Annotated in this window: 20 protein-coding genes; 7 read left to right on the forward strand and 13 right to left on the reverse strand. The window is 70.1% G+C overall.

Translation table 11 applies throughout. The features are described 5' to 3' along the window. Positions 1-48: 48 nt before the first annotated feature. The 6 genes from DEJ06_RS09575 to DEJ06_RS09600 all read right to left on the reverse strand — a co-directional run bounded on the left by DEJ06_RS09575 (position 49) and on the right by DEJ06_RS09600 (position 6,824). The gene (locus DEJ06_RS09575) at positions 49-1,422 is read right to left on the reverse strand and encodes a glucose-6-phosphate dehydrogenase (protein WP_111039137.1); all 1,374 of its coding nucleotides are present in this window, start codon (positions 1,420-1,422) and stop codon (positions 49-51) included. Between the two features lie 159 nt (positions 1,423-1,581). Continuing rightward, positions 1,582-1,998, reverse strand: coding sequence for a cytochrome c oxidase subunit 4 (locus DEJ06_RS09580; RefSeq protein ID WP_071245740.1), 417 nt, complete (start codon positions 1,996-1,998; stop codon positions 1,582-1,584). A gap of 4 nt (positions 1,999-2,002) precedes the next feature. Continuing rightward, positions 2,003-3,739: a cytochrome c oxidase subunit I gene (gene ctaD, locus DEJ06_RS09585; protein ID WP_027465266.1), complete on the reverse strand. Its 1,737-nt coding sequence runs from the start codon at positions 3,737-3,739 to the stop codon at positions 2,003-2,005. Positions 3,740-3,750: 11 nt separating this feature from the next. Beyond that, positions 3,751-4,653, reverse strand: a complete 903-nt coding sequence (coxB, locus tag DEJ06_RS09590) for a cytochrome c oxidase subunit II (protein WP_111030351.1) — start codon at positions 4,651-4,653, stop codon at positions 3,751-3,753. Positions 4,654-4,945: 292 nt separating this feature from the next. After that, on the reverse strand, positions 4,946-5,314 hold the full coding sequence (locus DEJ06_RS09595) for an iron-sulfur cluster assembly accessory protein (RefSeq protein ID WP_035808216.1): 369 nt from the start codon (positions 5,312-5,314) through the stop codon (positions 4,946-4,948). Positions 5,315-5,372: 58 nt separating this feature from the next. Continuing rightward, positions 5,373-6,824, reverse strand: a complete 1,452-nt coding sequence (locus tag DEJ06_RS09600; protein ID WP_071405429.1) for a dipeptidase — start codon at positions 6,822-6,824, stop codon at positions 5,373-5,375. Between the two features lie 52 nt (positions 6,825-6,876). Here DEJ06_RS09600 and DEJ06_RS09605 point away from each other — a divergent pair, with 52 nt between their 5' ends. Further along, positions 6,877-7,452 (forward strand): DUF3043 domain-containing protein, encoded by a 576-nt coding sequence (locus DEJ06_RS09605; RefSeq protein WP_111023129.1) that lies wholly within the window; start codon positions 6,877-6,879, stop codon positions 7,450-7,452. 233 nt (positions 7,453-7,685) lie between these two features. On the opposite strand, the gene DEJ06_RS09610 is transcribed toward DEJ06_RS09605, so the two are convergent. The 3 genes from DEJ06_RS09610 to hisD are packed head-to-tail and all read right to left on the reverse strand — an operon-like array spanning position 7,686 to position 10,580. Next, complete coding sequence (locus tag DEJ06_RS09610; RefSeq protein ID WP_111039138.1) at positions 7,686-8,762, reverse strand: quinone-dependent dihydroorotate dehydrogenase; 1,077 nt, start codon at positions 8,760-8,762, stop codon at positions 7,686-7,688. Beyond that, the gene (gene nrdR / locus DEJ06_RS09615) at positions 8,759-9,259 is read right to left on the reverse strand and encodes a transcriptional regulator NrdR (RefSeq protein ID WP_027465260.1); all 501 of its coding nucleotides are present in this window, start codon (positions 9,257-9,259) and stop codon (positions 8,759-8,761) included. The genes DEJ06_RS09610 and nrdR overlap by 4 nt, the downstream gene beginning before the upstream one ends. Before the next feature lie 13 nt (positions 9,260-9,272). Beyond that, on the reverse strand, positions 9,273-10,580 hold the full coding sequence (hisD, locus tag DEJ06_RS09620) for a histidinol dehydrogenase (RefSeq protein ID WP_111023126.1): 1,308 nt from the start codon (positions 10,578-10,580) through the stop codon (positions 9,273-9,275). 53 nt (positions 10,581-10,633) lie between these two features. On the opposite strand from hisD, the gene DEJ06_RS09625 reads away from it, so the two are divergent. The 5 genes from DEJ06_RS09625 to DEJ06_RS09645 all read left to right on the forward strand — a co-directional run bounded on the left by DEJ06_RS09625 (position 10,634) and on the right by DEJ06_RS09645 (position 17,381). Continuing rightward, a complete protein-coding gene (locus tag DEJ06_RS09625; RefSeq protein ID WP_111039139.1) occupies positions 10,634-11,992 on the forward strand; it encodes a hypothetical protein in 1,359 nt (452 codons plus the stop codon). After that, positions 11,989-13,443: a glycosyltransferase family 2 protein gene (locus DEJ06_RS09630; RefSeq protein ID WP_111039140.1), complete on the forward strand. Its 1,455-nt coding sequence runs from the start codon at positions 11,989-11,991 to the stop codon at positions 13,441-13,443. Before DEJ06_RS09625 ends, DEJ06_RS09630 begins: the two co-directional genes overlap by 4 nt. Next, positions 13,443-16,031 carry a glycosyltransferase gene (locus DEJ06_RS09635; protein ID WP_111039141.1) on the forward strand — a complete coding sequence of 863 codons (2,589 nt, stop codon included), beginning with the start codon at positions 13,443-13,445 and terminating at the stop codon, positions 16,029-16,031. Before DEJ06_RS09630 ends, DEJ06_RS09635 begins: the two co-directional genes overlap by 1 nt. Before the next feature lie 101 nt (positions 16,032-16,132). Beyond that, positions 16,133-16,288, forward strand: coding sequence for a hypothetical protein (locus DEJ06_RS18260; protein ID WP_181436829.1), 156 nt, complete (start codon positions 16,133-16,135; stop codon positions 16,286-16,288). A gap of 40 nt (positions 16,289-16,328) precedes the next feature. Then, positions 16,329-17,381: a glycosyltransferase gene (locus tag DEJ06_RS09645; RefSeq protein ID WP_111039143.1), complete on the forward strand. Its 1,053-nt coding sequence runs from the start codon at positions 16,329-16,331 to the stop codon at positions 17,379-17,381. Between the two features lie 52 nt (positions 17,382-17,433). On the opposite strand, the gene DEJ06_RS09650 is transcribed toward DEJ06_RS09645, so the two are convergent. From DEJ06_RS09650 to DEJ06_RS09665, 4 genes are read right to left on the reverse strand one after another with little or no spacing between them, the layout of a single operon-like run. Beyond that, positions 17,434-18,426 (reverse strand): acyltransferase family protein, encoded by a 993-nt coding sequence (locus DEJ06_RS09650; RefSeq protein WP_111039144.1) that lies wholly within the window; start codon positions 18,424-18,426, stop codon positions 17,434-17,436. Between the two features lie 42 nt (positions 18,427-18,468). Beyond that, positions 18,469-19,146: an SGNH/GDSL hydrolase family protein gene (locus DEJ06_RS09655; RefSeq protein ID WP_181436830.1), complete on the reverse strand. Its 678-nt coding sequence runs from the start codon at positions 19,144-19,146 to the stop codon at positions 18,469-18,471. Positions 19,147-19,201: 55 nt separating this feature from the next. Beyond that, positions 19,202-21,289: an acyltransferase family protein gene (locus DEJ06_RS09660; RefSeq protein ID WP_111039146.1), complete on the reverse strand. Its 2,088-nt coding sequence runs from the start codon at positions 21,287-21,289 to the stop codon at positions 19,202-19,204. A 24-nt stretch (positions 21,290-21,313) separates the two neighbouring features. Next, positions 21,314-23,029, reverse strand: coding sequence for a glycosyltransferase family 2 protein (locus DEJ06_RS09665; protein ID WP_111039147.1), 1,716 nt, complete (start codon positions 23,027-23,029; stop codon positions 21,314-21,316). A gap of 97 nt (positions 23,030-23,126) precedes the next feature. Here DEJ06_RS09665 and DEJ06_RS09670 point away from each other — a divergent pair, with 97 nt between their 5' ends. After that, a complete protein-coding gene (locus DEJ06_RS09670; protein WP_146245823.1) occupies positions 23,127-24,731 on the forward strand; it encodes a hypothetical protein in 1,605 nt (534 codons plus the stop codon). The last annotated feature ends 1 nt before the right edge of the window (position 24,732 follow it).

Below are 24,732 nucleotides of genomic sequence, written 5' to 3' on the forward strand. Positions count from 1 at the left end.
GCCTCCCGTCCGTCAGGGCGTCCGTTCAGGACGTCGGCAGCGCGTCCGTCAGGACGACGACTCCCAGTCCGCCGGACCGCGCGAACCGGCGCGGTACTCCTCGAGCGGGACCTCGTCGGCCTTCCAGGCGGCGACGACCGGCTCCACGATCTCCCAGCAGCGCTCGGCCACGTCGCCGCGGATGGAGAGCAGCGGGTCGTCGTGGAAGATGCCGTTCAGGACCTCACCGTACGGGGTCAGCTCGCCGTCGCTGAACGACGACGACAGGGTGACCTGGCCCATCTCGAACGGGTTGCCACCGCCGTTGGCCGAGACGGTCAGCTCGATCTCGTCCGGGTTCAGGACGATGCGGAGCGTGTCCGCCTTCGGGCGACCGCTCAGACCGGAGGGCAGACGCGTGACCGGCTTGAAGGTGATCAGCACCTCCTTCCGGCTGTTGCCGAGTGCCTTGCCGGACCGCAGCGTGAACGGAACGCCCTTCCAGCGAGCCGTGTCGACCTCGACAGAGATCTCGGCGAGCGTCTCGGTGCTCCGCGACTTGTCGACGCCGTCCTCGTCCTGGTACGACGGCAGTTCCTTGCCGTCGATCGTGCCGGCCGTGTAGACGGCGCGACGCGACGCGATCTTCGGGTCGCCGCCCTTGAGCTGGGTCGAACGGAGCACCCGGGCCAGGGACGAGCGGAACTCGACCGCGTCGATGTCCGCCGGGGCGTCCATCGTCACGATGCCGAGGATCTGCAGCAGGTGCGACTGGATCATGTCGACCATCGCGCCGGCCTCGTCGTAGTACTGGGCGCGGTTCTCGAGACCGAGGGTCTCGTCGTAGAAGACGTCGACCTTCTCGATGTTCTCGGCGTTCCAGATGGGCTCGAACAGGCGGTTCGCGAAGCGCAGACCGATGATGTTCAGCACCGTGGTGCGGCCGAGGAAGTGGTCGGTGCGGTGCACGCGCTCTTCCGGGACCAGCTTCAGCACCGTCTCGTTGAGGGCCTGGGCGCTGGCGACGTCGGTGCCGAAGGGCTTCTCGAAGGCGAGGGTCGTGCCCTCGGGGAGCTCGACGTGCTCGAGCGCCTCACAGATGTCGGAGGCGATCTGCGGCGGGAGGGCGAAGTACAGGATCGGCTCGGAGTCGGCCGCGGCCAGGAGCGCCTCGAGGTGCTTCGGGTCGGTGGGGTCGCCCTGGATGAACTGCGTCGACTCGATGGTCGCGTCGACCTCCGGCCCCTTGACGTCCTGCGACGCGAAGGACTGCGTGACGATGTCCTTCCACTTCTCGGGGCTGCGCTCGCTGCGGCCCGTGCCGATCAGCTGCACGGGGACGGCACGGCCGCTCTGCAGGAACGTGCCGAGGCCCGGCAGGAGCAGGCGGGAGGCGAGGTCGCCCGTCGCGCCGAAGATGATGAGGGTGCGCTTGTCGGTCACCTGAGGTGACTCCTTTCGCTGTGGTGGGAGGTCCGCTCCAGTCAAGTCGCGGGCGGGCCCGTTTGTTCCGGATCGGGACCGGAGATCGTCTCCTGGACGCACTTCGGGCGGCACCGTACTGGTGCCGCCCGAAAGTGTCAGGTGCGCTGCAGCGCCGGGTCAGTGCCCGAAGTTGCCGCGGTAGTACTCGTAGACCCAGCCGACCAGGGTGATCGCCACGAGGACGAGCCCGATCGGGACGATCCACAGGCCGGCGGCCACGCCGAGGAAGCACACGGCGACCGCCGCGGCCAGCAGGATGGGCCACCAGGACCACGGGCTGAAGTGCCCGAGCTCGGCGTCGCCGTCCTCGATGTTGGCGTCGGGACGGTCCTCGGGCAGGACCCCGCCCTGGGACGACATGACCTTGCCGAGGTAGAAGGCGATGAACGCCGACATCAGGCCGGTCAGGCCGATCGCGACGGTGCCCACCCACTCGGGCTCGCCGTAGTAGATCAGCGCCCAGATCGTGTAGGCGGCGTCCGCCAGGATGAAGAACCCGAAGAGGATCCAGAACAGGTTGGTGTTCGCGCGCATGGCGTTACTTCACCTCGCCCTTCGCGGCGTCGTAGGTCGGGGCATCGGGCGCGTCCTTCGCGGGACCCACACCGATCGGCACACCGGCCTCGGGGTGGTTCAGGTCGAAGGCCGGGGACTCCGAACGGATGCGCGGGATCGACGTGAAGTTGTGGCGCGGCGGCGGGCAGGAGGTCGCCCACTCGAGCGAGCGGCCGTAGCCCCACGGGTCGTTCACGGCGACCTTCGGTGCGTTCCGGGCGGTCACGTAGACGTTGAAGATGAACGGCAGGAACGAGATCGCGAGGATCATCGAGCCGATCGTCGACAGCTGGTTCATCCAGGTGAAGCCGTCGTTCGGCAGGTAGGTCGCGTAGCGACGCGGCATGCCGATGACGCCCAGCCAGTGCTGGATGAGGAACGTGGTGTGGAACCCGATGAACAGGAGCCAGAAGTGGATCTTGCCGAGACGCTCGTTGAGCATCTTGCCGGTCCACTTCGGCCACCAGAAGTAGAAGCCGGAGAACATCGCGAACACGACGGTGCCGAAGACCACGTAGTGGAAGTGCGCGACGACGAAGTACGAGTCGGACACGTGGAAGTCGAGCGGCGGCGACGCCAGGATGACACCGGTCAGACCACCGAACGTGAAGGTGATCAGGAAGCCGAGGGCCCAGAGCAGCGGGGTCTCGAACGTGACCGAACCGCGCCACATCGTGCCGACCCAGTTGAAGATCTTCACGCCGGTCGGGACCGCGATGAGCATCGTCATGAGCGAGAACCACGGGAGCAGGACTCCGCCGGTGACGTACATGTGGTGCGCCCACACCGTGACCGAGAGGGCCGCGATGGAGATGGTCGCGTAGACCAGGGTCTTGTACCCGAAGATCGGCTTGCGGCTGAACACCGGGAAGACCTCGGAGACGATGCCGAAGAACGGCAGCGCGATGATGTAGACCTCGGGGTGCCCGAAGAACCAGAACAGGTGCTGCCAGAGCAGGGCCCCGCCGTTGGCCGGGTTGAAGATCTGCGCGTCGAACACGCGGTCGAGCCCGAGGCCGAAGAGTGCCGTCGCGAGGACCGGGAAGGCCATCAGGACGAGGAGCGCCGTCACGAGGGTGTTCCACGTGAAGATCGACATGCGGAACATGGTCAGACCCGGGGCACGCATCGTGATGATCGTGGTGATGAAGTTCACCGCGCCGAGGATCGTCGAGAAGCCGGTCATGCCGAGCCCGAAGACCCAGAGTGTGCCGCCAAGCCCTGGTGTGAACGTCGTGTCACTCAGTGGCGCGTAGGCGAACCACCCGAACGAGGCAGCGCCCTGCGGGGTGAGGAAGCCGCCGACCGCGATGAGCGAGCCGAACAGGTAGAGCCAGAAGGCGAAGCCGTTCAGTCGCGGGAAGGCGACGTCGGGCGCACCGATCTGGAGCGGCATGATCGCGTTCGCGAAGCCGGAGAACAGTGGCGTCGCGAACATCAGCAGCATGATCGTGCCGTGCATCGTGAACAGCTGGTTGTACTGCTCCTTCGTCGCGACCACGTGCAGGCCGGGTTCGAAGAGCTGGGCGCGGATCACGAGGGCCATCACACCTGCGAGCAGGAAGAAGATGAACGACGCGATCAGGTACATGTACCCGATGGTCTTGTGGTCGGTGGAGGTGATCCACCGAACGACGATGTTGCCCTTCCGACCCACCTTCGACGCCTGGAAGTCCGGCGACGAGGTCTGGGTCGGTTGGCCGACGAGTGACGTTGTCATCTGACGAGCCCCTACTTGTTCTCGCTGGACGCCTCGACCGGCGCCTTGTTGTTCGGTTCGTTGGTGTTGGTGTTGTACTCGTCACCGAGCAGACCGACCTTGCCCTGGTCCTTCAGGGTGTCGAGGTAGTCCTGGTACTGCGCCGGCGTGACGACCTTCACCTGGAAGAGCATCAGCGAGTGGTACTCACCGCAGAGCTCCGCGCACTTGCCCTGGTACGTGCCGAGCTTCTCCGGGATGAAGTACTCCCAGTTGGTCTTGCCCGGGAGCATGTCCTTCTTGTACAGGAAGTCGATGACCCAGAAGGAGTGGTCGACGTCGCGCGAGGAGAGCTCGATCGCGACCTTCTTGCCCTTCGGCAGGTAGAGGGTCGGCAGCTGCGACTCGTCGATCGCCCCGTTGGCGTTCTCTTCTTCCTGGGCCTGGATGCCCTGGTAGTAGACGCTCTCTTCGGGGTTGTCCTTGTTGATGTAGTTGAAGTCCCACGCCCAGCGCTTGCCGTACACGTGCACGGTGGCGTCCGGGTCGGCGAAGGGCTTCTCGATCGCGGCCTGATCCTTCGCGGTGAAGGCGAAGAAGCCCAGCACCAGGATCAGCGGCACGATCGTGTAGAAGATCTCGAGTGGCATGTTGTACCGCATCTGCACGGGCAGGCCGGTCTGGCCCTTCCGGCGGCGGTAGACGATCGCGGCCCAGATGATCAGGCCCCAGACGATGAGACCGACGGCGAGGAGAACGACCCAGCTGGTGGTCCACAGGCCGACGATGCGGCTCGTGTGGTTGGTGACGTCCTTCGTCTCCTCCGTGCCGGGGAGCCATCCGTTCATCTGCTGCTGCGTGCAGCCAGCCAGTGCGATGACCAGACCGACGGCCACCGGGACGGCCGCCCAACGTATACGGCGATTCGAACGCACTGTTACCTCTCGCAAAAGACGTGAGCTTCGGAGGTCAGCCCGTCGAGTCCGACGGCGTGCCGCACGAAGGCGGCGCATGGCTGGCTCCCAGCTTGATTGGAACACTCCTAGCTTACTCGCAGCTCGGTACCGCTCGCGCACACACGACACGGTTCTGGCCTCGATCCGCACGTCTGCGGGCACGATTTCGCCCGGTCACACCGCGCCCCACCGGGCTACGTCCGGTCACACGAACGCGAGCGGGGAGCGACCCTTCCGGTCGCTCCCCGCTCGCGTGTCGGATCGCTGGCGATCAGTGGAAGCTGTCACCACAGGCGCAGCTGCCCTGCGCGTTCGGGTTGTCGATCGTGAAGCCCTGCTTCTGGATCGTGTCCTCGAAGTCGATCGTCGCGCCGTCGAGGTACGGGACGCTCATCTTGTCGACGACGACCTCGACCCCGTCGAACTCGGCGGTGACGTCACCGTCGAGCAGGCGCTCGTCGAAGTACAGCTGGTAGATCAGGCCCGAGCAGCCACCGGGCTGGACGGCGAGGCGCAGGCGCAGGTCGTCGCGGCCCTCCTGCTCGAGCAGGCTCGCCACCTTGCCGGCAGCGGCGTCGCTCAGGAGGACGCCGTGCGACTGCGTTTCGGTCGCCGGTGCTTCGGTGATGGTGTCGCTCATCGCGCGTCTCCCTCCGGGCGGTGCTGGTCACCGCGCCTGGCGTCGATTGTAAGCACCCTCAGCTGCGCGTCGCGAGCCTGGCGAGCAGGATCGTCTCCGACGCGATGGCACGGTGCAGGACGCCGAGGTGCTGCGACTCGTTCGGGCTGTGGGCGCGGGTGTCCGGGTCCTCGACGCCGGTGACCAGGATCTGCGCGTCCGGGAACTCCGCGGCGAGGTCGGACACGAACGGGATCGACCCTCCGATGCCCTGCTCGACCGCCTCGGCGCCCCACCCCTCGCGCATGGCCGTGCGGGCCTCCTGGACGGCCCAGCCGGCGGTGTCGACGAGGAACCCGTCGCCGCTGTCCGGCTCGGTGATCTCCATCCGTGCGCCGAACGGGACGTGCTCGCGCAGGTGCCGCTCGACGGCCGCGGACGCCTGCCTGGCGTCCTGGCCGGGGGCGACGCGGACCGAGACCCGTGCCGAGACCGTGGGCAGCAGGGTGTTCGAGGCGTTCGCGACGCTCGGCACGTCCATGCCGGTCACCGTGATCGACGGCTGGAACCACATGCGGGACAGCACGGCGCCGGTGCCGATCGGGCGGACACCGGGCACGAGCGCGGCGTCGACGGCGAGTTCGTCCTCGGTGCGCTCCGGCACGTCGGCCTCGTACGAGGACAGCCCCTCGACGGCGACCGAACCGTCGGCGTCGTGCAGCGAGGCGAGCAGCCGCACCATGGGGATCATCGCATCCGGGGCCGCTCCCCCGAACATGCCGCTGTGGCTGGCGTGCTCGAGCGTGGTGAGGGTGAGCTTGAAGGTGACGTTGCCGCGCAGGGAGACCGTGATCGACGGGACCTCGGTGGACCAGTTGTCGCTGTCCGCCACGACGATGACGTCGGCGGCGAGGTGCTCCTTCTGCTCGCGCAGGAACGTGCGGAACGAGCGGGAGCCGAACTCCTCCTCGCCCTCGACGAAGAGCACGATCCCGAGGTCGAGGTCGTCACCGAACTGGGCGTGCACCGCGCGGAGCGACGCGATGTGCGTCATCACGCCGGCCTTGTCGTCCGAGGCACCGCGGCCGTACAGGCGGTCGCCGCGGAGGGTCGGCTCGAACGGCGGCGTCTCCCACAGGGCCTCGTCGCCCTGCGGCTGCACGTCGTGGTGGGCGTAGAGCATCACCGTCGGCTTGCCGTTCCGCGCCGGGCGCACCGCGAGCACCGCGGGCTGGCCGAGCTCGGTCTCCGCGTCGGCCTCGGCGACGTCGGCGGTCGACCCGGACACCGCGGACCGCACGATCCGGACGTCGTCCGCGCCGAAGACCCCGGTCGACCGGGCGAGGTCCGCGACGGCCTCGGCACTCGCGCGCACGTTCGCCGGGTCGAAGGCCGACCAGGACACCGACGGCAGGCGCACCAGCGCGGACAGGTCGGCGATCGTCGTGGGCAGTGCACCCTGCACGTGTTCGCGCAGGGCGTCGAGGAGCGCGGGGTCGGTCGCGGGGCTGTGCTGTTCGCTGTCGGTCATGCCCGGTAATCTAGAGGAGATCCCGCACGCACACCGCCGTTAGGAACGCACCGTGGCGAAGGCAGCCCCCAAGACCAACACGACCGTCAACCCGACCGAGGCCGAGCTCCTCGAGCAGGGCAAGGGCCGCCCCACGCCGTCCCGCCGCGAGCGAGAGGCAGCGAACCGCCGCCCCCTCGTCGGCAACACGCCGGTCGACAAGAAGGCCGCCCGTGCCCGCCTCAACTCGGAGCGCGAGCGTGCCCGGGTCGGCATGGCCAACGGCGAGGAGCGCTACCTGCCGGCGAAGGACCGCGGTGAGCAGCGACGCTTCGTCCGCGACTGGATCGACGCCCGCTGGAACGTCGGCGAGGTCATGATGCCCGTGCTCGTGCTGTTCCTCATCGTCGGGTTCGCGGCCGCGCAGACCGTCATCGCCTCCTACTCGCTCCTGCTCGTGTGGGCGTTCGTGGCGCTGTTCATCATCGACTGCGTGGTGCTGTGGCTGTCGCTCCGCCGGAAGCTCACCAACAAGTTCGGCGAGTTCCAGCGCGGCACGTTCCTCTACATCCTCACGCGGGCGTGGCAGCTGCGCTTCCTGCGGCTGCCGAAGCCCCAGGTCCGGCGTGGGCAGTACCCCACGCTCTAGCTCTACGCACACGACGAAGCGCCGCCCGGCCTGCCGGGCGGCGCTTCGTCGTTCCCACTCCCCTGTTCCCCGCTCCCACGCTCCGCATCGGCGATCGAGTGAGCAGAACACGACGGGTCGACTGGCGAGCCACGGCGTGTTCTGCTCACCCGATGGCGCAGGCGCGCCCCCACGACGGACTGGAGGCCCGTGGCGGTGTCGCCACGGGCCTCCAGTCCGTCAGGTGGTCGCGTCTACCGCGCGGCGCGACGCAGCCGCCGACGGCGCAGCCGGTTGATGCGCGCGGCCCAGGTCGGTCCCTCGTAGAGGAACGCCGTGTAGCCCTGCACGAGCGTGGCTCCCGCGTCGATGCGGTCCTGCACGTCCTGCTCGGTGGTCACGCCACCGACGGCGATGACGCAGAAGTCGGCGGGCACCGCGGCGCGGACGCGACGCAGCACCTCGAGCGAGCGGGCGGCGACCGGCGCACCGGAGAGTCCCCCGGCACCCATCGCCTCGACGTCGGACGGATCGGCCGTCAGGCCCTCGCGGGAGATCGTCGTGTTGTTCGCGATCACCCCGGACAGCTCGAGCTCGACCGCGAGGCTCGCGATCGCGTCGATCTGCTCGTCGGTCAGGTCCGGTGCGATCTTGACGAGCACCGGCGTCCGGCCGGCGGCGTCGCGCACCGCGGACAGCAGCGGTCGGAGCTGGTCGAGTTCCTGCAGTCCTCGCAGACCGGGCGTGTTCGGCGAGCTGACGTTGACCGCCAGGTAGTCCGCGAACGTCGCGAGCCGACGGGTGGACTCGAGGTAGTCGTCGATGGCGTCCTCGACGGAGACGACCCGGCTCTTGCCGATGTTCACGCCGATGACGGGGCGACCGGGGTTGCGGCGGGCGCGCTCGAGGCGCCGGGCGGCCGCTGCGGCGCCGTGGTTGTTGAAGCCCATGCGGTTGATCAGGGCGCGGTCGCCGATCAGCCGGAACAGGCGCGGGCGCTCGTTGCCGGGCTGCGGCTTGGCGGTGATGGTGCCGACCTCGACGTGGCCGAAGCCGAGCAGGCCGAGACCGGCGATGCCGCGGGCGTCCTTGTCGAACCCGGCCGCGAGACCGAAGCGCGACGGGAAGTGGATGCCCATCGTGGTGATGCCGTCGGCCGCCGCGGGACGGCAGTACCGCTCGACGACGCCGCTCAGGAACGGCACGCGGGGCAGCCCCGCGATGACGGCGAACGCCAGGTGGTGGGCACGTTCCGGGTCCATGTTCGCGAACACGGAGCGGAACACGACGCGGTAGCCGCCGCGCACGATCCGTTCGGCGATGCCGCTCACGCGCGCGTGCCGGACGGTGCGGACGACCCGGCGGCCGTGTCGGATGCCCCGTGGTGGTCGCGGCGGAGCTGGCCGATGGCGTCCTCGAAGTCCTCGAGCGAGTCGAACGCCTGGTAGACGCTCGCGAACCGCAGGTAGGCGACCTCGTCGAGCTCCCGCAGGGGCGCGAGGATCGCGAGGCCGATGTCGTTCGCGTCGATCTGGCTGGATCCGGAGGACCGCACGGTCTCCTCGACGCGCTGCGCGAGCACGGCCAGGTCACCGTCGGTGACCGGGCGCCCCTGGCACGCCTTGCGGACGCCGGAGACGATCTTGTCGCGGCTGAACGGCTCGGTGACACCGTTGCGCTTCACGACGTTGAGCGATGCGGTCTCGGTGGTCGAGAACCGTCGACCGCAGTTGGGGCACTGTCGACGGCGGCGGATGGAGGTTCCGTCGTCGCTCGTCCGTGAGTCGACGACGCGGGAGTCCGGGTGGCGGCAGAAGGGGCAGAACATGTCGTTCCCCAGGCTATCGGTTCGTGCGCTCCGTCACGGCGGCCCCGTGCGCGGGGAGCTGCTCCTCGGTGGACAGGGCGACGATGTGCGGCGCGACCTCGGCCAGGGCCTCGGGCGTGTACCGGACGATCTGCTGGGGTCGCAGGAACGTCGACGCGGACAGCCCGGACCCGAACCGGGCCTGGCCGCCGGTCGGCAGCACGTGGTTCGACCCGGCCAGGTAGTCCCCCAGGCTCACCGGCGTGCTCGGCCCGACGAACACCGCACCGGCGGCGTCGATGTCGGCCAGCACGGCGTCGTCGTCGACCGTCTGGATCTCGAGGTGCTCCGGACCGTAGGCGTTGCTCACGGTCGCGGCGTCGGTCAGCGAGTCCACCAGGACGATCGCGGACTGCGGTCCGTCCAGGGCGGTCTGGAGGCGCGCAGCCGTCCCGAGCACCGCCGTGCGTTCCGGGATGGCGGCTTCCACCGCGTCGGCGAACGCCGCGGACGTCGTCACCAGCACGCTGCCGGCCTGCTCGTCGTGCTCGGCCTGGCTGATCAGGTCGGCGGCCACGAACCCGGCGTCGGCGGTGTCGTCCGCGATCACGAGGATCTCGGTCGCCCCGGCCTCGGAGTCGATGCCCACCACCCCGCGCACCAGACGCTTGGCGGCGGCGACGTAGTTGTTCCCAGGCCCCGTGACCAGGTCGACCGGCTCGAGGTCGATCTCGGCGACGCCGTACGCCAGCGCGCCGACGGCTCCGGCGCCGCCCATCGCGTAGACCTCGTCGATGCCGAGCAGCCCCGCCGCGGCGAGGATCGTCGGGTGCACCGCGCCGCCGTGGTCACGCTGCGGCGGCGACACGAGGGCGATCGAGGGCACGCCCGCGACCTGGGCCGCGACGACGTTCATCACGACGCTGGACGGGTAGACGGCCTTGCCACCGGGCACGTAGAGCCCCACGCGGCGCATCGGCTGCCAGCGCTGGTGGACCTCGGCGCCGTCGGCCAGGGTGGTCACGGACGGGGCGGGGATCTGCGCGGCACTCGCGGCCCGGACCCGGCGGATGGCCTCGTCGAGGGCTGCCCGGACCTCGGGCGTGAGCCCGGCCACGGCGGCGGTGATCTCGGCAGCGGGCACCCGGACGTTCGCGGGAGCCCCGCCGTCGAAGCGCTCGGCCTGGTCGTGCAGGGCAGCGGCCCCACGGTGTCGGACGTCCTCGATCAACTCGCGCGCGGCGTCGACCGCGTGCGACACGTCACCCGCGGCGCGGGGCATGAGTCGGAGGAGTTCGGCACGGGCGGGGAGGCCGCCGCGGAGGTCGATTCGCTGCATCATGAGGGGTCCGATCCTACCGAGCCGAACGCCGACGCCCAGTAACGTGAGGGCTGATGAACTTCGAGAAGGCACGGCGCCTCGTGAGCGACCTCGTCCGGGTGAACGAGCGGTACGCCCGCGACGGCCACTACCGCAACGACGTCCGTGAGCGACTCGGCCGGACGGTGTCCCGGGTCGACGTCGGTGTGGCTCGGCGGGAACGCGATCGTGCGCCGCTGGCCGCGCGCCCGTTCGACGGCCTGGTGGAGACGAGCCTGTCGCTCGCCGGCATCCGCACCGTGGACCGCGATCCCGAGGTGGTGCTCGTGGTCGACGAACTCCGCGAGGGTGCCGCCTTCGCCGGGGTGCAGACCGCCCTCGCCGTCGCCCTCGCGCTCGGCGACCGGCTCGGCCGGCGGGTCCGGGTCGTCATGGTCCGGTGGACGACGCCCGGCAACAGTGCCGCCGCAGCCGAGGCGCTCGTCGCCGACCGGTTCCCGGAGTCGCGGGTCGACGGACGTCCCGGCGTCCGCGTGGTCCGGCGCGAGGACGTCCTGGACACCGAGTTCGGCCGCGACGACGTCTGGGTCGCCACGCACTGGAAGACCGCGCACCCGATCGACGTCGCCGTCACCGCCGGGGTCGTCCCCCGACACCGCGTCGTGTACCTGGTGCAGGACTACGAACCCGGCTTCAGCCCGTGGTCGACCGAGTACGCGGTCGCTGCCTCGACCTACCGCGCCGGCTTCCGCATGCTCGTGAACTCCGAGCCGCTGCGCCGGTACCTGGCCGACGTCGAGGGCCTCGACGTCCCCTCCGAGCACACCTTCGCACCGCACCTCGACCTCGAGCTGCTCGAACGCGTGGCCGCTGCCCGCAAGCACGAGGACGTGGTCCGGGTCCTCTTCTACGGCCGTCCGAGCAAGCACCGGAACCTGTTCCGCCTCGGCGTCGCCGCGCTGCGGGTCGCGGTGCAGGAGCTGGCCGACGACGGCATCCGGGTCGAGTTCCACTCGGCCGGTGAACAGCACGGCGACGTCGAGCTGGACGGGGGCCGAGGCGACGTGAAGCTCGTCTCGCACGGCACCATGCCCTGGGACGACTACTTTCGGTTCATCGCATCGACGAACGTGGTGCTGTCGCTCCAGCACAGCCCGCACCCGAGCCACCCGCCGTTCGACGGCGCGGTGTCCGGCGCACTCGTCGTGACGAACGAGTTCCGCGGCACCCGGGCGCACCTGCACCCGAACCTCGAGGCGGTCCCCGCCGACGCCCGTTCCCTCGGCCTGGCCGTCGCCGACGCCGTCCGGCAGGCAGCTGCGGATGGCCCGACCGGGCACGTGCCCCTGGCCGCGGGAGTGCTCGGTGGCCCGCTGGAGACCGCCGTCGACGCCCTCGCACGTGCACTCGAAGCAGAGGAGTCCACCCGATGACCCGCTCCACCCTCGTCGTCGTGCCCGTGTACGGCGACCTCGACTCCCTGCTGCGGTGCGTCGACGGGCTCCTCGAGCACCTCGACACCGAGCGGCACCGCGCCCTGTTCGTCAACGACTGCGGGCCCGATGCGGACACCATCGAGCGGGCGCTGCTCGACCGGATCGGCGACCGCCCCGGGTTCCGGTACGAGCGGAACGACCACAACCTCGGGTTCGTCGGCACGTGCAACCGTGCTGTGGACGAACTCGACCGCGGTGCCGACGAGCCTGACACCGAGGCCGTCCTGCTCCTCAACAGCGACGCCGTGCCGACGGCGGGGTTCCTCGACGCGATGCTCGCGGTCCTCGACGAGGACCGCACCGGCGTCGTCACCGCGCGCAGTGACAACGCGACGATCGCGAGCATCCCCTACCGCCTGACCAACCGGGGTGCGGCCCGCACCGAGGACCGCACCCGACGGGTCTGGGGCGAGCTCGCACCGCTGCTCCCGGTGTCCCAGGTCATGCCCGTCGCGATGGGCTTCTGCTTCCTCACCCGCCGCGAGCTGATCGCCGAGCACGGTCTGTTCGACGAGGCCTTCGCGCCCGGCTACGGCGAGGAGAACGACTACTGCCTCCGGATCGCCGCCCACGGCTGGCTCGCCAAGATCGCCAACCGCGCGCTGGTCCTGCACGCCGGCGGCAAGAGCTTCTCCGGCAACCGCAGCGCCCTGCGCGCCGCGCACCAGCGCGTGCTCGAGGGCCGCTACCCGTTCCTGCCGGAGGCAGTGGCCGCGTACCAGCGGCACGGCATGACGGCGACCGAGCGGTTCGCCGACGTCCTCGTCCCCTCGGGGCAGCGCCCGAGGCTCGCCGTGGACCTGCGGCACGTCGAGGACGCCGACACGCTCGTCCGCCAGGTCGACGCGGCCTTCGGGGACGGCTTCGACCTGGAGGCCCGGCTCCCCGCCGGCACGTCGGCACCGGCCGCGTGGACCGTGACCACCGGAGACCCCAGCCCCGACGACCTCGTCACCGTCGCCGTGCTCGTGGACCCGGCGCCCGCGGACGTCGTCACGGCAAACCGCCGGGCGCTCCACCTGGTGGTCGTCCGGGCCGCGCAGAACGCGGTGCCGTGGTCGTCGCGAGCGCACCGGACGGGCGCCGACACCCTCGCGGCCGTCGTGGACCACTTCGCCGTGGTCGTCGCACCGGGCGCGGTCACCGACGCCCGTGCACGCATCGAGGACGCGCTGACGGCCCCGCTCGCGGGCACGACCGAAGCGCTCGAACGTCGGTGGGCGGCGCTGCTCCCCCTCGACCTCACGGCCGCCGACGTCGCCGCAGCCAGCGCAGCGGACGAGGTCGTGCGCCTGCGCCGCGAGCTCACCGACCTGCGGGCGAGCAGGTCCTTCCGCACCGGCCAGGCGATCGCGAAGGTCGCCGCACGACTGCCGGGGCGCCGCTGATGGCCGAGGCGAAGGGCATCGGCCGCGTCGCACGGCGCCTCGCCCGACCCTTCCGGGGCCCGGACAGACCGCTGACCGTGACCGACCGGCTCGACCGCTGGGCCCGTCGGATCGCCGAGTTCGAGGTGCTCGACCGCGCGTACTTCGAGGCACAGACCGGACGGACGTTCGACACCGACGCCGACGCCGTCGCGTTCTACGTGCACAACGACGGGCAGCGGGGGCTCTCGCTGCACCCGCTCATCGAGCACGAGTGGATGCGCGAGCACCAGCCCGTCCCCGCGATGTCCTGGTACGACGCCCTGCACCAGGAGGGCCCCGAGCTCTTCCAGACCGGGCCGCTCTTCGACGCAGGCGTGTACGCCGCCTCGGTGCCGGGAGCCGACCGCCCGGCGTCCACGCTCGATGCGCTCCGGCACTTCCTGCGGAACGCGACCGACGCGACCACGCTCCCCGTGCCTCCAGGCCGCCGTGGCGACGCTCCCACCTGGGGTGCCGCACGCGACGCAGCCGTCGCCGATGCGCGCGCCTTCGCCGGTGCGCAGCACCGCACCCGGCGACGCTACCGGTCCACGTGGGACGGGCCCGAGGTCGCCGAGGCCCTCGGCCGGTACCCGCGCGGTGTCGCGCGGCGCGACGCGGAGCAACCGCTCGTGTCGATCGTGATGCCGGTGTACCGGCGCGCCGACGTGGTCGGTGCGGCGATCGCTTCGGTGCGAGCGCAGCAGCACACGAACTGGGAACTCCTCGTGGTCGACGACGGGTCCGGCGACCACACCGTCGACGTCGTGCGCGGGCTCGCTGCCGGAGACGGGCGCATCCGGCTCCTCGAGCGGGAGAACGGCGGTGCCGGCGCCGCACGGAACACCGGACTCGCGGCCGTGCGTGGCGACTTCGTCGCGTTCCTCGACGCCGACAACACCTGGCGTCCGGAACACCTGACCGCAGCCCTCGCGGCACTGCTCGAGACCGACGGGCCCGCCGTGCACACGGGGCTGCGGATGGTCGGCGCGAACAACGCGGACGACCGGACCGCTCCCGTCGAGACGTACCGCGGCGAGGACGGCACGCTCGACGACCTGCTCGCGGGCAACTTCATCGACCTCAACGCGCTCGTGGTCCGCCGTGACGTCGCCGCAGGGGTCGGCCCGTTCGACGAGACGCTCCGACGCTGGATCGACTGGGAGTGGCTGCTCCGCATCGGGCAGCGGTTCGGGGTGCCCGCGTACGTGCCCGTCATCGGCGTCGACTACGACAACGTGCGGGACCAGCGACGGGTCTCCTCCGCCCAGCCCGCGTCGTGGCAGGAGGTCGCGCTCGCCCGCCACCGCATCGACTGGGACGCCCTGGCGTCCGCAGCACCGACGCGCGACACCGGACTCGTCTCGATCGTCGTCCCGGTGTTCCGCGACTGGACGATGACCCGGCGCGCAGTCGATGCCGTCCTCGGCGCGGCCGACCACGACGGCGACCGCGTCGAGGTCGTCCTGGTCGACAACGGCTCTCCGCGATCGGTCTCCGCGATCCTCGGTGCATGGTTCCGTGACGAACCCCGGGTGGTCCTGCAGCGCGAGGACCGGAACCGGAACTTCGCCCTGGGCAGCGACCTCGGACTCGCCCGGTCCTCGGGCGGCACCGTCGTCATGCTCAACAACGACACCGAGGTCACCACCGGCTGGCTGCGGCCGCTCGTCAGCGCGCTGGACGACCCGTCGGTCCTCGGCGCGCAGCCCCTGCTCGTGTACCCGGACGGCGTCGTGCAGGCCGCCGGCACGGTGTTCGGCGGGGACAAGGTGCTGCCCTGGCACTTCCTCGGCGAGCACCCGCGGCACGACGCCGACCGCGTGTTCGGGTCGGGCTCCGCCGGCGCAGTGCGGTTCTCGGCGATCACCGCAGCCGCCGCGGCGTTCCGTGCCGTCGACCTGATCCGCTGGCACGGGTTCGACCCCGTGTACGCCAACGGACTGGAGGACGTGGACCTGTGCCTCCGCGCACTGACGGCGTCACCGGCGGGCTCCGCCTTCGTCGTCGTCCCGTCGTCGGTCGTCGTCCACCACGAGAGCCGCACGCCGGGCCGGGACGACGCCCGGGTCGACAACCGCCGCGTCTTCGACGAGCGCTGGCGCGGGCGCTACCCCGACGCCGACGCCGTCGACCGGTACGACGCAGCCGGACTGCGCTACCTCGGAGTGGCCCCCGGGCTCCCCAAGGGCCACGGCGTGATGGTGCGGTCCTCGCGACCGGTCATCGTCCGGGAGGAGGGGGCTGCAGGCTTCCGTGTCGCCGTCAAGCACGACGGCACGCGCGTCGCGGACGTGTCCGCACTGGTCATCGCACTCGAAGCCGCGGGACACGTGGTGCAGGTCGACATGCCGACGTCCTGGTACCGGGGATCCAGCGGGTTGGACGAGGTGACCGTGCTGGTCGTGGGGGCACCGTCTTCGGGGCCGGGTGGCTCGTCGTTCGTGCCGCAGCCGGGGGCGCGGAACGTCGTGTGGCTGGCGGAGGGGCAGTCCGTCGCGGAGGGGGACTTCGCCGTCGTGGTCGGTGCTGCAGCGGAGGCGGGGCAGGTCGTCCGGTCGCTGTGAGCCGAGGCTTCGTCGCGTACCAGGCGGACTCTCTGGCGTCGTTCATCCGGTTCCGAGGCGATCGCACCCCGTTGTTCACCTTCAGCGCGCAGCATGAACGCATGTCGCTGATCTCAGACGTCGTGCGGTCGACCTTCACGACCAAGTGCTCGGTGTGCGGTGCGGTCATCCGGAAACGCGATGCGCTCGACCACGAGGGACTGGCGTTCTGCTCGGTCCTGCACGAGGCCGAGTACATCGTCGCCACGCTCGACTGACACCACCCCGCCTCCGGCCGAGTCCCCGTAGGATCGGTCGGTGCCCGATCACCTCCTCGCGGTGTTCCCTGCCTACCGCGACAACCCGTTCCTGAACCTCATGCTGCTGGCCCCACGGGCACGCGGCAGGAACGTCCTCGAGAGCCTGCGTCTGGAGCAGCTCGAGCAGCACCTCGGTCGCCTCGGTACCGGTGACGTCTTCCACATGCACTGGACGTCCCCGATCGTGCAACGAAACGACGACGACCTCGACGAAGCGCAGGCTCGTCTCGATCGTTTCCGCACCGCCGTCGACGCGGCGCGCACACGCGGAGCTCGGCTCGTCTGGACGATCCACAACGTCCTCCCCCACGATGCGCGGCACCTCGAGCTCGAACTCGAACTGAACCGCTACCTGGCCGACGCCGCAGACGTCGTCCACGTGATGAACAGGGACACGCCCACGGCCGTGTCCTCGTACTACGAGCTCGACCCTGCAAAGGTCGTACACCTCCCGCACCCGAGCTACCAGGGCGTGTACCCGGACTCGGTTTCGCGCGAGGAAGCGCGCGCCTCGCTCGGGCTCACGGACCGCGACCACGCGGTCCTCGCCTTCGGCCAGATGCGCCCTTACAAGGGCATCGACGTCCTGGTCGATGCCGTGCGTCGGACGGAGCCGTCCGAGCGGCCAGTACTCCTGCTGGCCGGCCGGACCACGTCCGACGACCGCGGGGAGATCGACCGGCTGCTCGGCGACGACGTGCGTGCGGTGCGCGAGCACGATCAGGTCGAGGACATCGACGTCCAGCGGTGGTTCCGCGCAGCGGACACCGCCGTCTTCCCCTACCGGCGGGTGCTCAACTCGGGGGTCCTGCACCTCGCCGCGTCGTTCGGCGTGCCGTCGGTCCTGCCGGACGAGCCGCACCTGCGTGCCGAGTTCGGCGACGAGGCCTGGGTCAGGTGGTTCGACGCCGGCGATGCCGCGGAGTCCTTGCGGGTGGCGCTCGCGGCGCCCGCCGCGGGTGCTGACGAGGCCGCGGAGTTCAGCCGTCGGCTGGCGCCGTTCGCATTGTCGCGGCGGTACGCGAAGTTGCTCGACGCCGTTCAGGGGTAGTGGCGCGGCCCCTCGTCGGGGCTCAGGTGTCGAATGACCCGGGGCCGTCGGCTCAGAACAGGAAGCGCTTCGCCGGGGTCGCCCGCAGGACGAGCGCGACGAGGAGCGGCACGAAGTACGCGATGAGGAACGTCCACTTCGACGACGGCAGGCCGAGACGCTCCGTGATCGCCAGTGACAGCGTGTGCGTCAGGATCATCGGGATCGCGGAGGCGGCGACGGCGAAGACCACGGTCCGGCCCCAGCCCGGGATCCATCGTTCCGTCCCCTCAGCGACCAGGAGCATGCCACACGAGATCGCCGCCGCCATCAGCACGCTGAGCAACGGCGTACCGAGGTTGCCGGCCTTCATGTTGAGCGTGTCGAGGGCTCCCGACCAACCGAGCCACCACGACGGGATGAGCAGGACCAGCCCCGTGACGATCGGGCGGTCGATCGTGGTGCGGAAACGACGGAGGAGCATCCCGACGAGCATGAACGCGAGCGCGGGCATCGCCATGCCCGCCGACTCCGGGATGTGCGCGATGGCGAAGCGGTCACCGATGCACCAGGCGATCCCGACGCCTGCAACGAACCAGGGCAGGACCGGGTGGACGCGTTCGAGCCACCGCATCAGCACTGCAGCGACGAAGAGGCAGGTGACGAACCAGAACGCCGAGTACGGCCGCGAGATCCAGTCGCCGCCGAGGGGCAGCAGGGTGAGCGTCCTGGTGTCCAACGGATCGCCCAGCGCAGTACGGAACCCGAACCAGATCAGGGTCACGAGGACGAGCCAGCTGAGGTAGGGGACCAAGAGGGTGCGCGCACGCCGCCCGAGTTCGTCGGGGGCTGAACGACCGGGCTTCCACAGGTAACCGGTCAGGACGAAGAAGACCGGGACGTGCCACGTGTAGAGACCCGCCTGGGCGAAGTGCCGCTGGTCCCAGGTGTGCCCGGCGACGATCGCGACGACGCCCACCACCCGGACGAGGTCGACCGCGACCGAACGGTCCGATCGGCTCCGGCGCGTCGCGAGGTGTTCCGGGACGGCCGGCGTCGAGAGCATGCTTCATCGTACCGATCGACAGAGGACGGGCCGGCCGCAGCGTCAGCGGCGATCGTCCTGTGCGGCGGACGTCCCCACGGCCAGGATGATGCTCCGGAACGCCTCGCCGAGCTGCTGGTACTCGGCGGCGCCCGCCGGGTGTGTGCCGTCAGTGCTCACTCCGGCCGCCCACGAGGACCCGGACCGGGCGAACGTCCACGGGTCCGCCCACGTCCACCCTTCGTCGGCGACGAACTGCTGCAGCGCCGTCCGGTAGGTGGCCGCTGCTCCCGGCCGCCACCGGTACGGCGGCAGGTCCGCCACGATGACCTTGCGGGCGCCGACCGTCTCGACGATCCGCTCGTACGCCGAGCGCTCCTCGTCGAGCGACTTACCGACGCGGACGGCGTTCGTGCCCGCCAGGATCACCAGCACGTCGACGTCGACGACCGGTCTGACGGCTGCTGCCATGGCGTCCGGGGTCGCGCCGGCCCGTGCCCATCCACCGGCGTACTCGATGCCGTCGCCCCGTGCGTACGTCATCCAGCTCTCGTCGTCCAGGCCGTTCCCGAGGAAACCCGATCGTCCCGCGCTCAGGGAGTCGCCAACCACGGCGACACGCAGGTCGTGCTCGGGCGCGACCTCGGCTGCTCGGAGAGCGTTCGGTTCGACGGTCACCACGGGGATCGTGACGGCGACTGCCAGCGCAACGGCAGCCATCAGGTATCGAGAGCGACGCACGAATGACATTCTCTCGCACCAGGGGTCCCCGACGGCACGTGCGGGTACCCCCAGATCAGCCGACGACGCTGAGCGGCTGGGTACGGTCCAGAGCGGTCGCGAGCCACGGACCGAGCGAAGCGCTGTAGGTGTTGGACAGGTGGGACCCGTCGAAGTAGACGGAGACGCCGCCGATCGCCGAGTAACAGCGACCGTCGTGACAGAACTGCGACTCGACCGGGACCCAGCGCACGACGTCCCCGTAGCCTTCGTCCACGAGCAGACGCTGTGGCAGCGAGGTCGACGGCGGCAGAGCGTGTGCGACGTCGTTCGTGCACGACCCACCCGATGCAAGGCACGACGGGCCGATCACCTTGTCCTCGAGGGTCTGTCCTGTGAGCGGCACGTGCTGCAGCATCGTCACCGGCAGCCCAGCATCCCGAACGCCGTCGATGAGCTCGGAGTAGCCGTCCGCTTGGGCCGAGTCCGTCCCCGCGAAACGGTAGTTCGCCCAGAGGTCAGCGAGCACGACGCGATCGGCACGTGGGACCAGCGTCTTCATCACCCAGTCGTTCCGCGCCGCGCACCACCCGCGTTGATCGGCCGGGATCACGTCCCCGTAGGTCGTGCCGGTCGGGGCTTCCATGCTCGACGGGCACCGGTTCCGCGCCGCGACGATCACCTTCACGTGGTCGAGTTTCCCCGCGATGTCGAAGGCACTCGACCAGGCACCAGCGTGCGAATCTCCCCAGAGCAAGAGGGTCTCGGATGCGTCGGGGTCACCGTAGGTGCAGTACTTCTCGGTGTTCTCCGTGACGTCGTCGATGCAGTCGTCCTTCCAGACGAGCGGCTTGTCCGACAGTGGCGCTGGAACGTCGGCCACGTCGATGTCACCCCACGGGTCAGCGCACGACCGGTCGCCGATCGCACCTGCGCCGAGGCACGTCTGCCCTCCGGTGACCTGCGCGAGGAGTCGGTCGTCCGCAGCGTCCATCTGGGCGTTCGCCACCCCCACCGTGCCGAAGCACCCGGCGACCAACACGAGGAGGGTCGCACCGCCGGCGACGAAGCTGCGTCGACGTCGCTTCGTGAGGACCGCACTCCGACGGACCGGGTTCTCGACGTACCGGTGGGAAGCCCACGCCAGGACGACCGTGGCGCACAGGATGGCGAGCTTCAACCGCAGGCCGAGGTCCACTCCGAGCCACTGCGGAACGAGGATGATGAGGGGCCAGTGCCAGAGGTACGCGGAGTACGAGACGTCGCCGAGCCAGCGCACCGGTCCGAACGAAGCGAGGAACCCGAACGACCACGGTTCCGCTGCGGGTGCGCGTCCGGCGATCACGACCGCAGCGCCGACCGTCGGCAGCACCGCAGCGATGCCGGGGAACGGCGTGGCCTCGGAGTAGAGCAGTGCGGCGGCCGCGATGGCGGCCAGCCCCACCCACGGCACCCAGAGCCGTGTGCGCGGACCGGGCAGGGGCACGAACGCGACGAGCGCCCCGACCGCGAACTGCCAGGCCCGAGCGGTGGTGTCGAAGAACGCCGCATCCTGGTTGGTCGCGGTGTGGAGGAGCCCCCAGCAGAAGCTCACGATGCCGACCGCGCCGATCACGACGACGATCCAGGTCGCGCGACGACGTGCGAGGAGGGCGATCGCGGCCAGCAGGACGAGCGGCCAGACGATGTAGAACTGCTCCTCGACCGAGAGCGACCAGAAGTGCTGCACCGCGGAGGGGACGGCGTCGGCGTCGAGGTAGCTGACCGACTGGGCGGCGAGGAACCAGTTCTCGGAGAACAACGACGCGGCGAGCACGTTCGAGCCCGTCGCCGACCAGGTCGATGCCGGCAGCAGGAGCACCGTGAACACCAGGACCGCGACCAGCACGACGACCGCGGCGGGCGCCAGCCGTCGGATCCGGCGTGCGTAGAACCCGATGAGCATCGGGACCGGCCGTTCGCGCTCGGCAGCCTTCAGGATGTGACCGGTGATCAGGAAGCCGGAGATGACGAAGAAGACGTCGACGCCCACGTACCCGCCGGTGATCCGGTTCGGCCAGAGGTGGTACAGGATGACCAGGGCGATGGCGACCGCTCGGATCCCCTGGATGTCGGCTCGGAATCCTCGCTGGGGCCCATCGGACCCGTCCTTCGCACGACGCACCCGGCGATGCTACCGGAGCCGCGCTCAGGTCCGTGAACGGCGCAGTCGCTCCGCGGCCGACCGGACCCGGCTGAGCACCGATCGGGGCGCCCGGTGATCGACCAGGAAACGCCAGCCGTCGCGCCGATCGCTCAGTGGTTGCAGCACGTGGCGCGCGTCGAGCGGAGGCAACGGCATCCGCGCGGTCACGACCGGGACCTCGACGTCGATGGTGGACAGCCGGAACCCGGCGGTGACCGTCCAACGCCCCGCTGCGTCGGGACCCCCGTCGGCGGGGATCCGCCCCAGCCATCGGGGACCTGCCCCGTCGAGGTCGACCGTGCGGACCTGATCGCCCGAACGCAGCACCAGCCGCATGGACGATGACAGGGACGGTGACGGCGCCGGCCCCTCGACACGGAGCGCGTCGACGCTGGGCGTGACCTGGTCGACGACCACCGGAGCGTGGTGCCGCAACAGCGAGATGAGACGGACAGCCTCGGGATCAGCAGACAGCACAGCTCGACGGGTCGCCCCGAGGAGTTCGGACCCGCCGGGGCCCGTCGGAGCGCGCCGGACGACACGCTCAGCAGCGGCGACGAGCGGTGCGAGGCCCGGGGCATCGATCCGGTCCGCCGCGTGCAGCAGTGCGGTCAGGAGACCGTCATCAACCAGCGCCGACCGGTCGAGGCCAGCGGGTCCCACGGAGTCGAGCAGGACCGCGGTGGCCGACACCCATTCCCGGAGGAACCGTTCGGGCTCTGACTCCCGAGCACGCATCGCAGCGGCGAAGTCGGACGCGGCATCAGGCTGCCCGGCCCACAGCAGGGCGAAGAAGCACCGGCGCTCGGCGGCGACGTCGTCGAGGACCGCTGCGTCCAACTCGTCGAGCAGGCGGTCGAGGGACTGCTCGACACCGCCCGGCATCGGCGAGCCGGACGGGACCGATGCGAAGTACCGGTCGAGGTGCACCCAGCCGTCCGCGTCGAGGACCAGCAGTGACTGCTGGCGGACGACCGCCGGGGATGCCGCACGCACGAGTATCGCGCACGCCGTCTCCTCACACAGGTAGTCGAGCAGGGCAGCCTCGTCCACCTGGTTCGACATCGATCCGCCAGCTCCCCCGGCGCGCTCGCGGTAGAGGTACACGCACGTCGTGATGACGTCGATCGCACGCGCCTCCACGACCGACCGTGTCATCGGCTCGATGTCATCGGCGTGGCCGACGTTCGGGAACCCCAGCGCAGCCCGCTCCCAGAACGACCGCCGGAAGAGTCGGTTCCAGCACGCTCTGCCGGTCAGGAGTGCCGGGGTCTCGGCAAGGGTGGTCCCCTGCAGCGCGTGGTCAAAGGTGCGCCACCGCGCGGTGGGACTCCAGGTGCGCGTCGGTGAGAACTTGAGGTGGTCGCCGATCACCAGATCTGACCCGGACGCCTCGAGCGACCCGACCATCGCTCGGTACGCGCCGGGCGGCACGAGATCGTCCGAATCGGCGAAGACGAGGTACTCCCCCCGGGCGGCTGCGGCTCCGGTGTTCCGTGCCGCAGCCCCGCCGGGGGCGTCTGATCGGAGGTGCTGGACGCGCGGATCACGAGCACGGAACGAACCGATGATCACCGCCGTCCCGTCGGACGAGCGATCGTCGACCACCAGGACCTCCATCGCCTCGACGTCCTGGTCCAGCACGCTGTCGAGCAGCTCACCGATCCACGGCGCGGCGTCGTGCACCGGGATGACGACCGAGAGGAGTGGATCTGACACGTTCTCGACACCCCTCGTCTGTGGTCCCCCGTTCGGTGGATACCGTCCGCAGCCGAGACAGTCTAGCGTCGAGCGGAGATCAGATCAGGGGGTCGAGATGTCTTCTCGTTGGATCACTCGTTTCGCCGTCGTCGGCGCGATCGCAGTGTCGTCGGTGCTCGTCGTGGCACCAGCACAGGCCGCGACGAAGCCCGCGCAGGTCACCGGAGTCGCGAAGGCCACACAGGACTGGGCCGGCAAGAGCGTCAAGATGACCTGGAAAGCCGTGCCGAAGGCGACCAGCTACGTCCTCAAGTGGTCCGCACGGTCGGATCTCGGCAGCCCCGTCTACAAGGACTCGACCGCCGTCGGAGCATGGATGACGAAGCTCCAGCCCGACAAGACCTATTACGTGACGGTCGCCGCGAAGACCGGCACGACGGCCGGTGCCTGGGCGAAGACGGTGACGACGAAGCTCCAGCCGAACGCCGTGGCGACCTTCGGGACGATCACGGCGAAGCCCGCGACGAACGGCGTCACTGTGTCGATTCCCGAGGTCGCCAACGCGAGCGACTACCAAGTCCGATGGTCAGCGGGTCCCAACGAGAACCGGACCCCTGACCGGTGGACGCCGCACTTCACGCCGTGGTCGTCGGCGTTCGACCCGGCCACCCGCACGTGGACCCTGCCGGGGTCCGACAGCGACCTGACCTCGGTCGCGTACGGGAACCCCATCTACGTCCGCGCGATGGCGCGCAACACCTACTTCAACTCGACCTTCGTCCGGAAGTCGGCGCAGGTGAGCGCCTGGCCCACGCCCACGAAGCCGAATGCTACCGGCACGCCCGTGCACCTCGCCAGCTACAACGTCCTGTGCTCCGGCTGCGAGACGAGCGGCACGCCCGGCTGGGCGAAGCGAGCGCCGGCGATCGCCAAGGTGATCAACGACAAGGCCCCGGATGTGCTCACCGTCCTCGAGGCCAGTGGTCTCTCGAACGGTGCCGGATCCGAGCAGGCCTACCGGGATCTCGATCGACGCCTCCCGAACCTGCAGCTCGTCGACACGGCCCCGATGACCGTCAGCAAGTCCCACCAGGGCAACCGGATCTACTACGACCCGGCGAAGTACACGGTCCTCGACCACGGTGTCCTCGCTGGCGTCAAGGACTACGAGGTCTCCCCTGCGTCGGCGGCGCCGGACACGAACACCCCGTGGGCGAAGTTGCAGGCCAATGACGGCAGCGGGACCACCTTCTACGTCGTCGCCGCCCACTACGGCATCCCGTCGAGCGCGTACAGCACACCGCGGAAGACGCTCCTCGGTCAGAACTCCGCGCAACTCCTGACGGCGCTCAACCGGGTCAACACACCGAACGCCGCGGGCAAGCGGCTTCCCGTCCTACTGGGCGGCGACCTCAACGACAGCCGGTACCCGGAAGACGCGATCGACGGCGCGCAGCCCACGTTGATCCGAGGGGGCTTCTACGACGCGTCGGCCTCCCAGCGCCGTTACGGCACGGCGAAGACGACGTACAACAACTACCAGGCGCCGTCGAACCAGGCCGACGATCCGAACAAGGACGGTCAACGGATCGACTACATCCTGACCCAGGGCCTCCAGGGCAGCGACGAGTTCGTCAACAACTGGAACCCCGGGACGTCGGTGATCCCCTCCGACCACAACATGATCGAGGCGAAGGTCCGCGTCCCCGCGCTGGGCTGAC

This window comes from Curtobacterium sp. MCLR17_051, from assembly GCF_003234395.1.
Classification (GTDB): domain Bacteria; phylum Actinomycetota; class Actinomycetes; order Actinomycetales; family Microbacteriaceae; genus Curtobacterium; species Curtobacterium flaccumfaciens.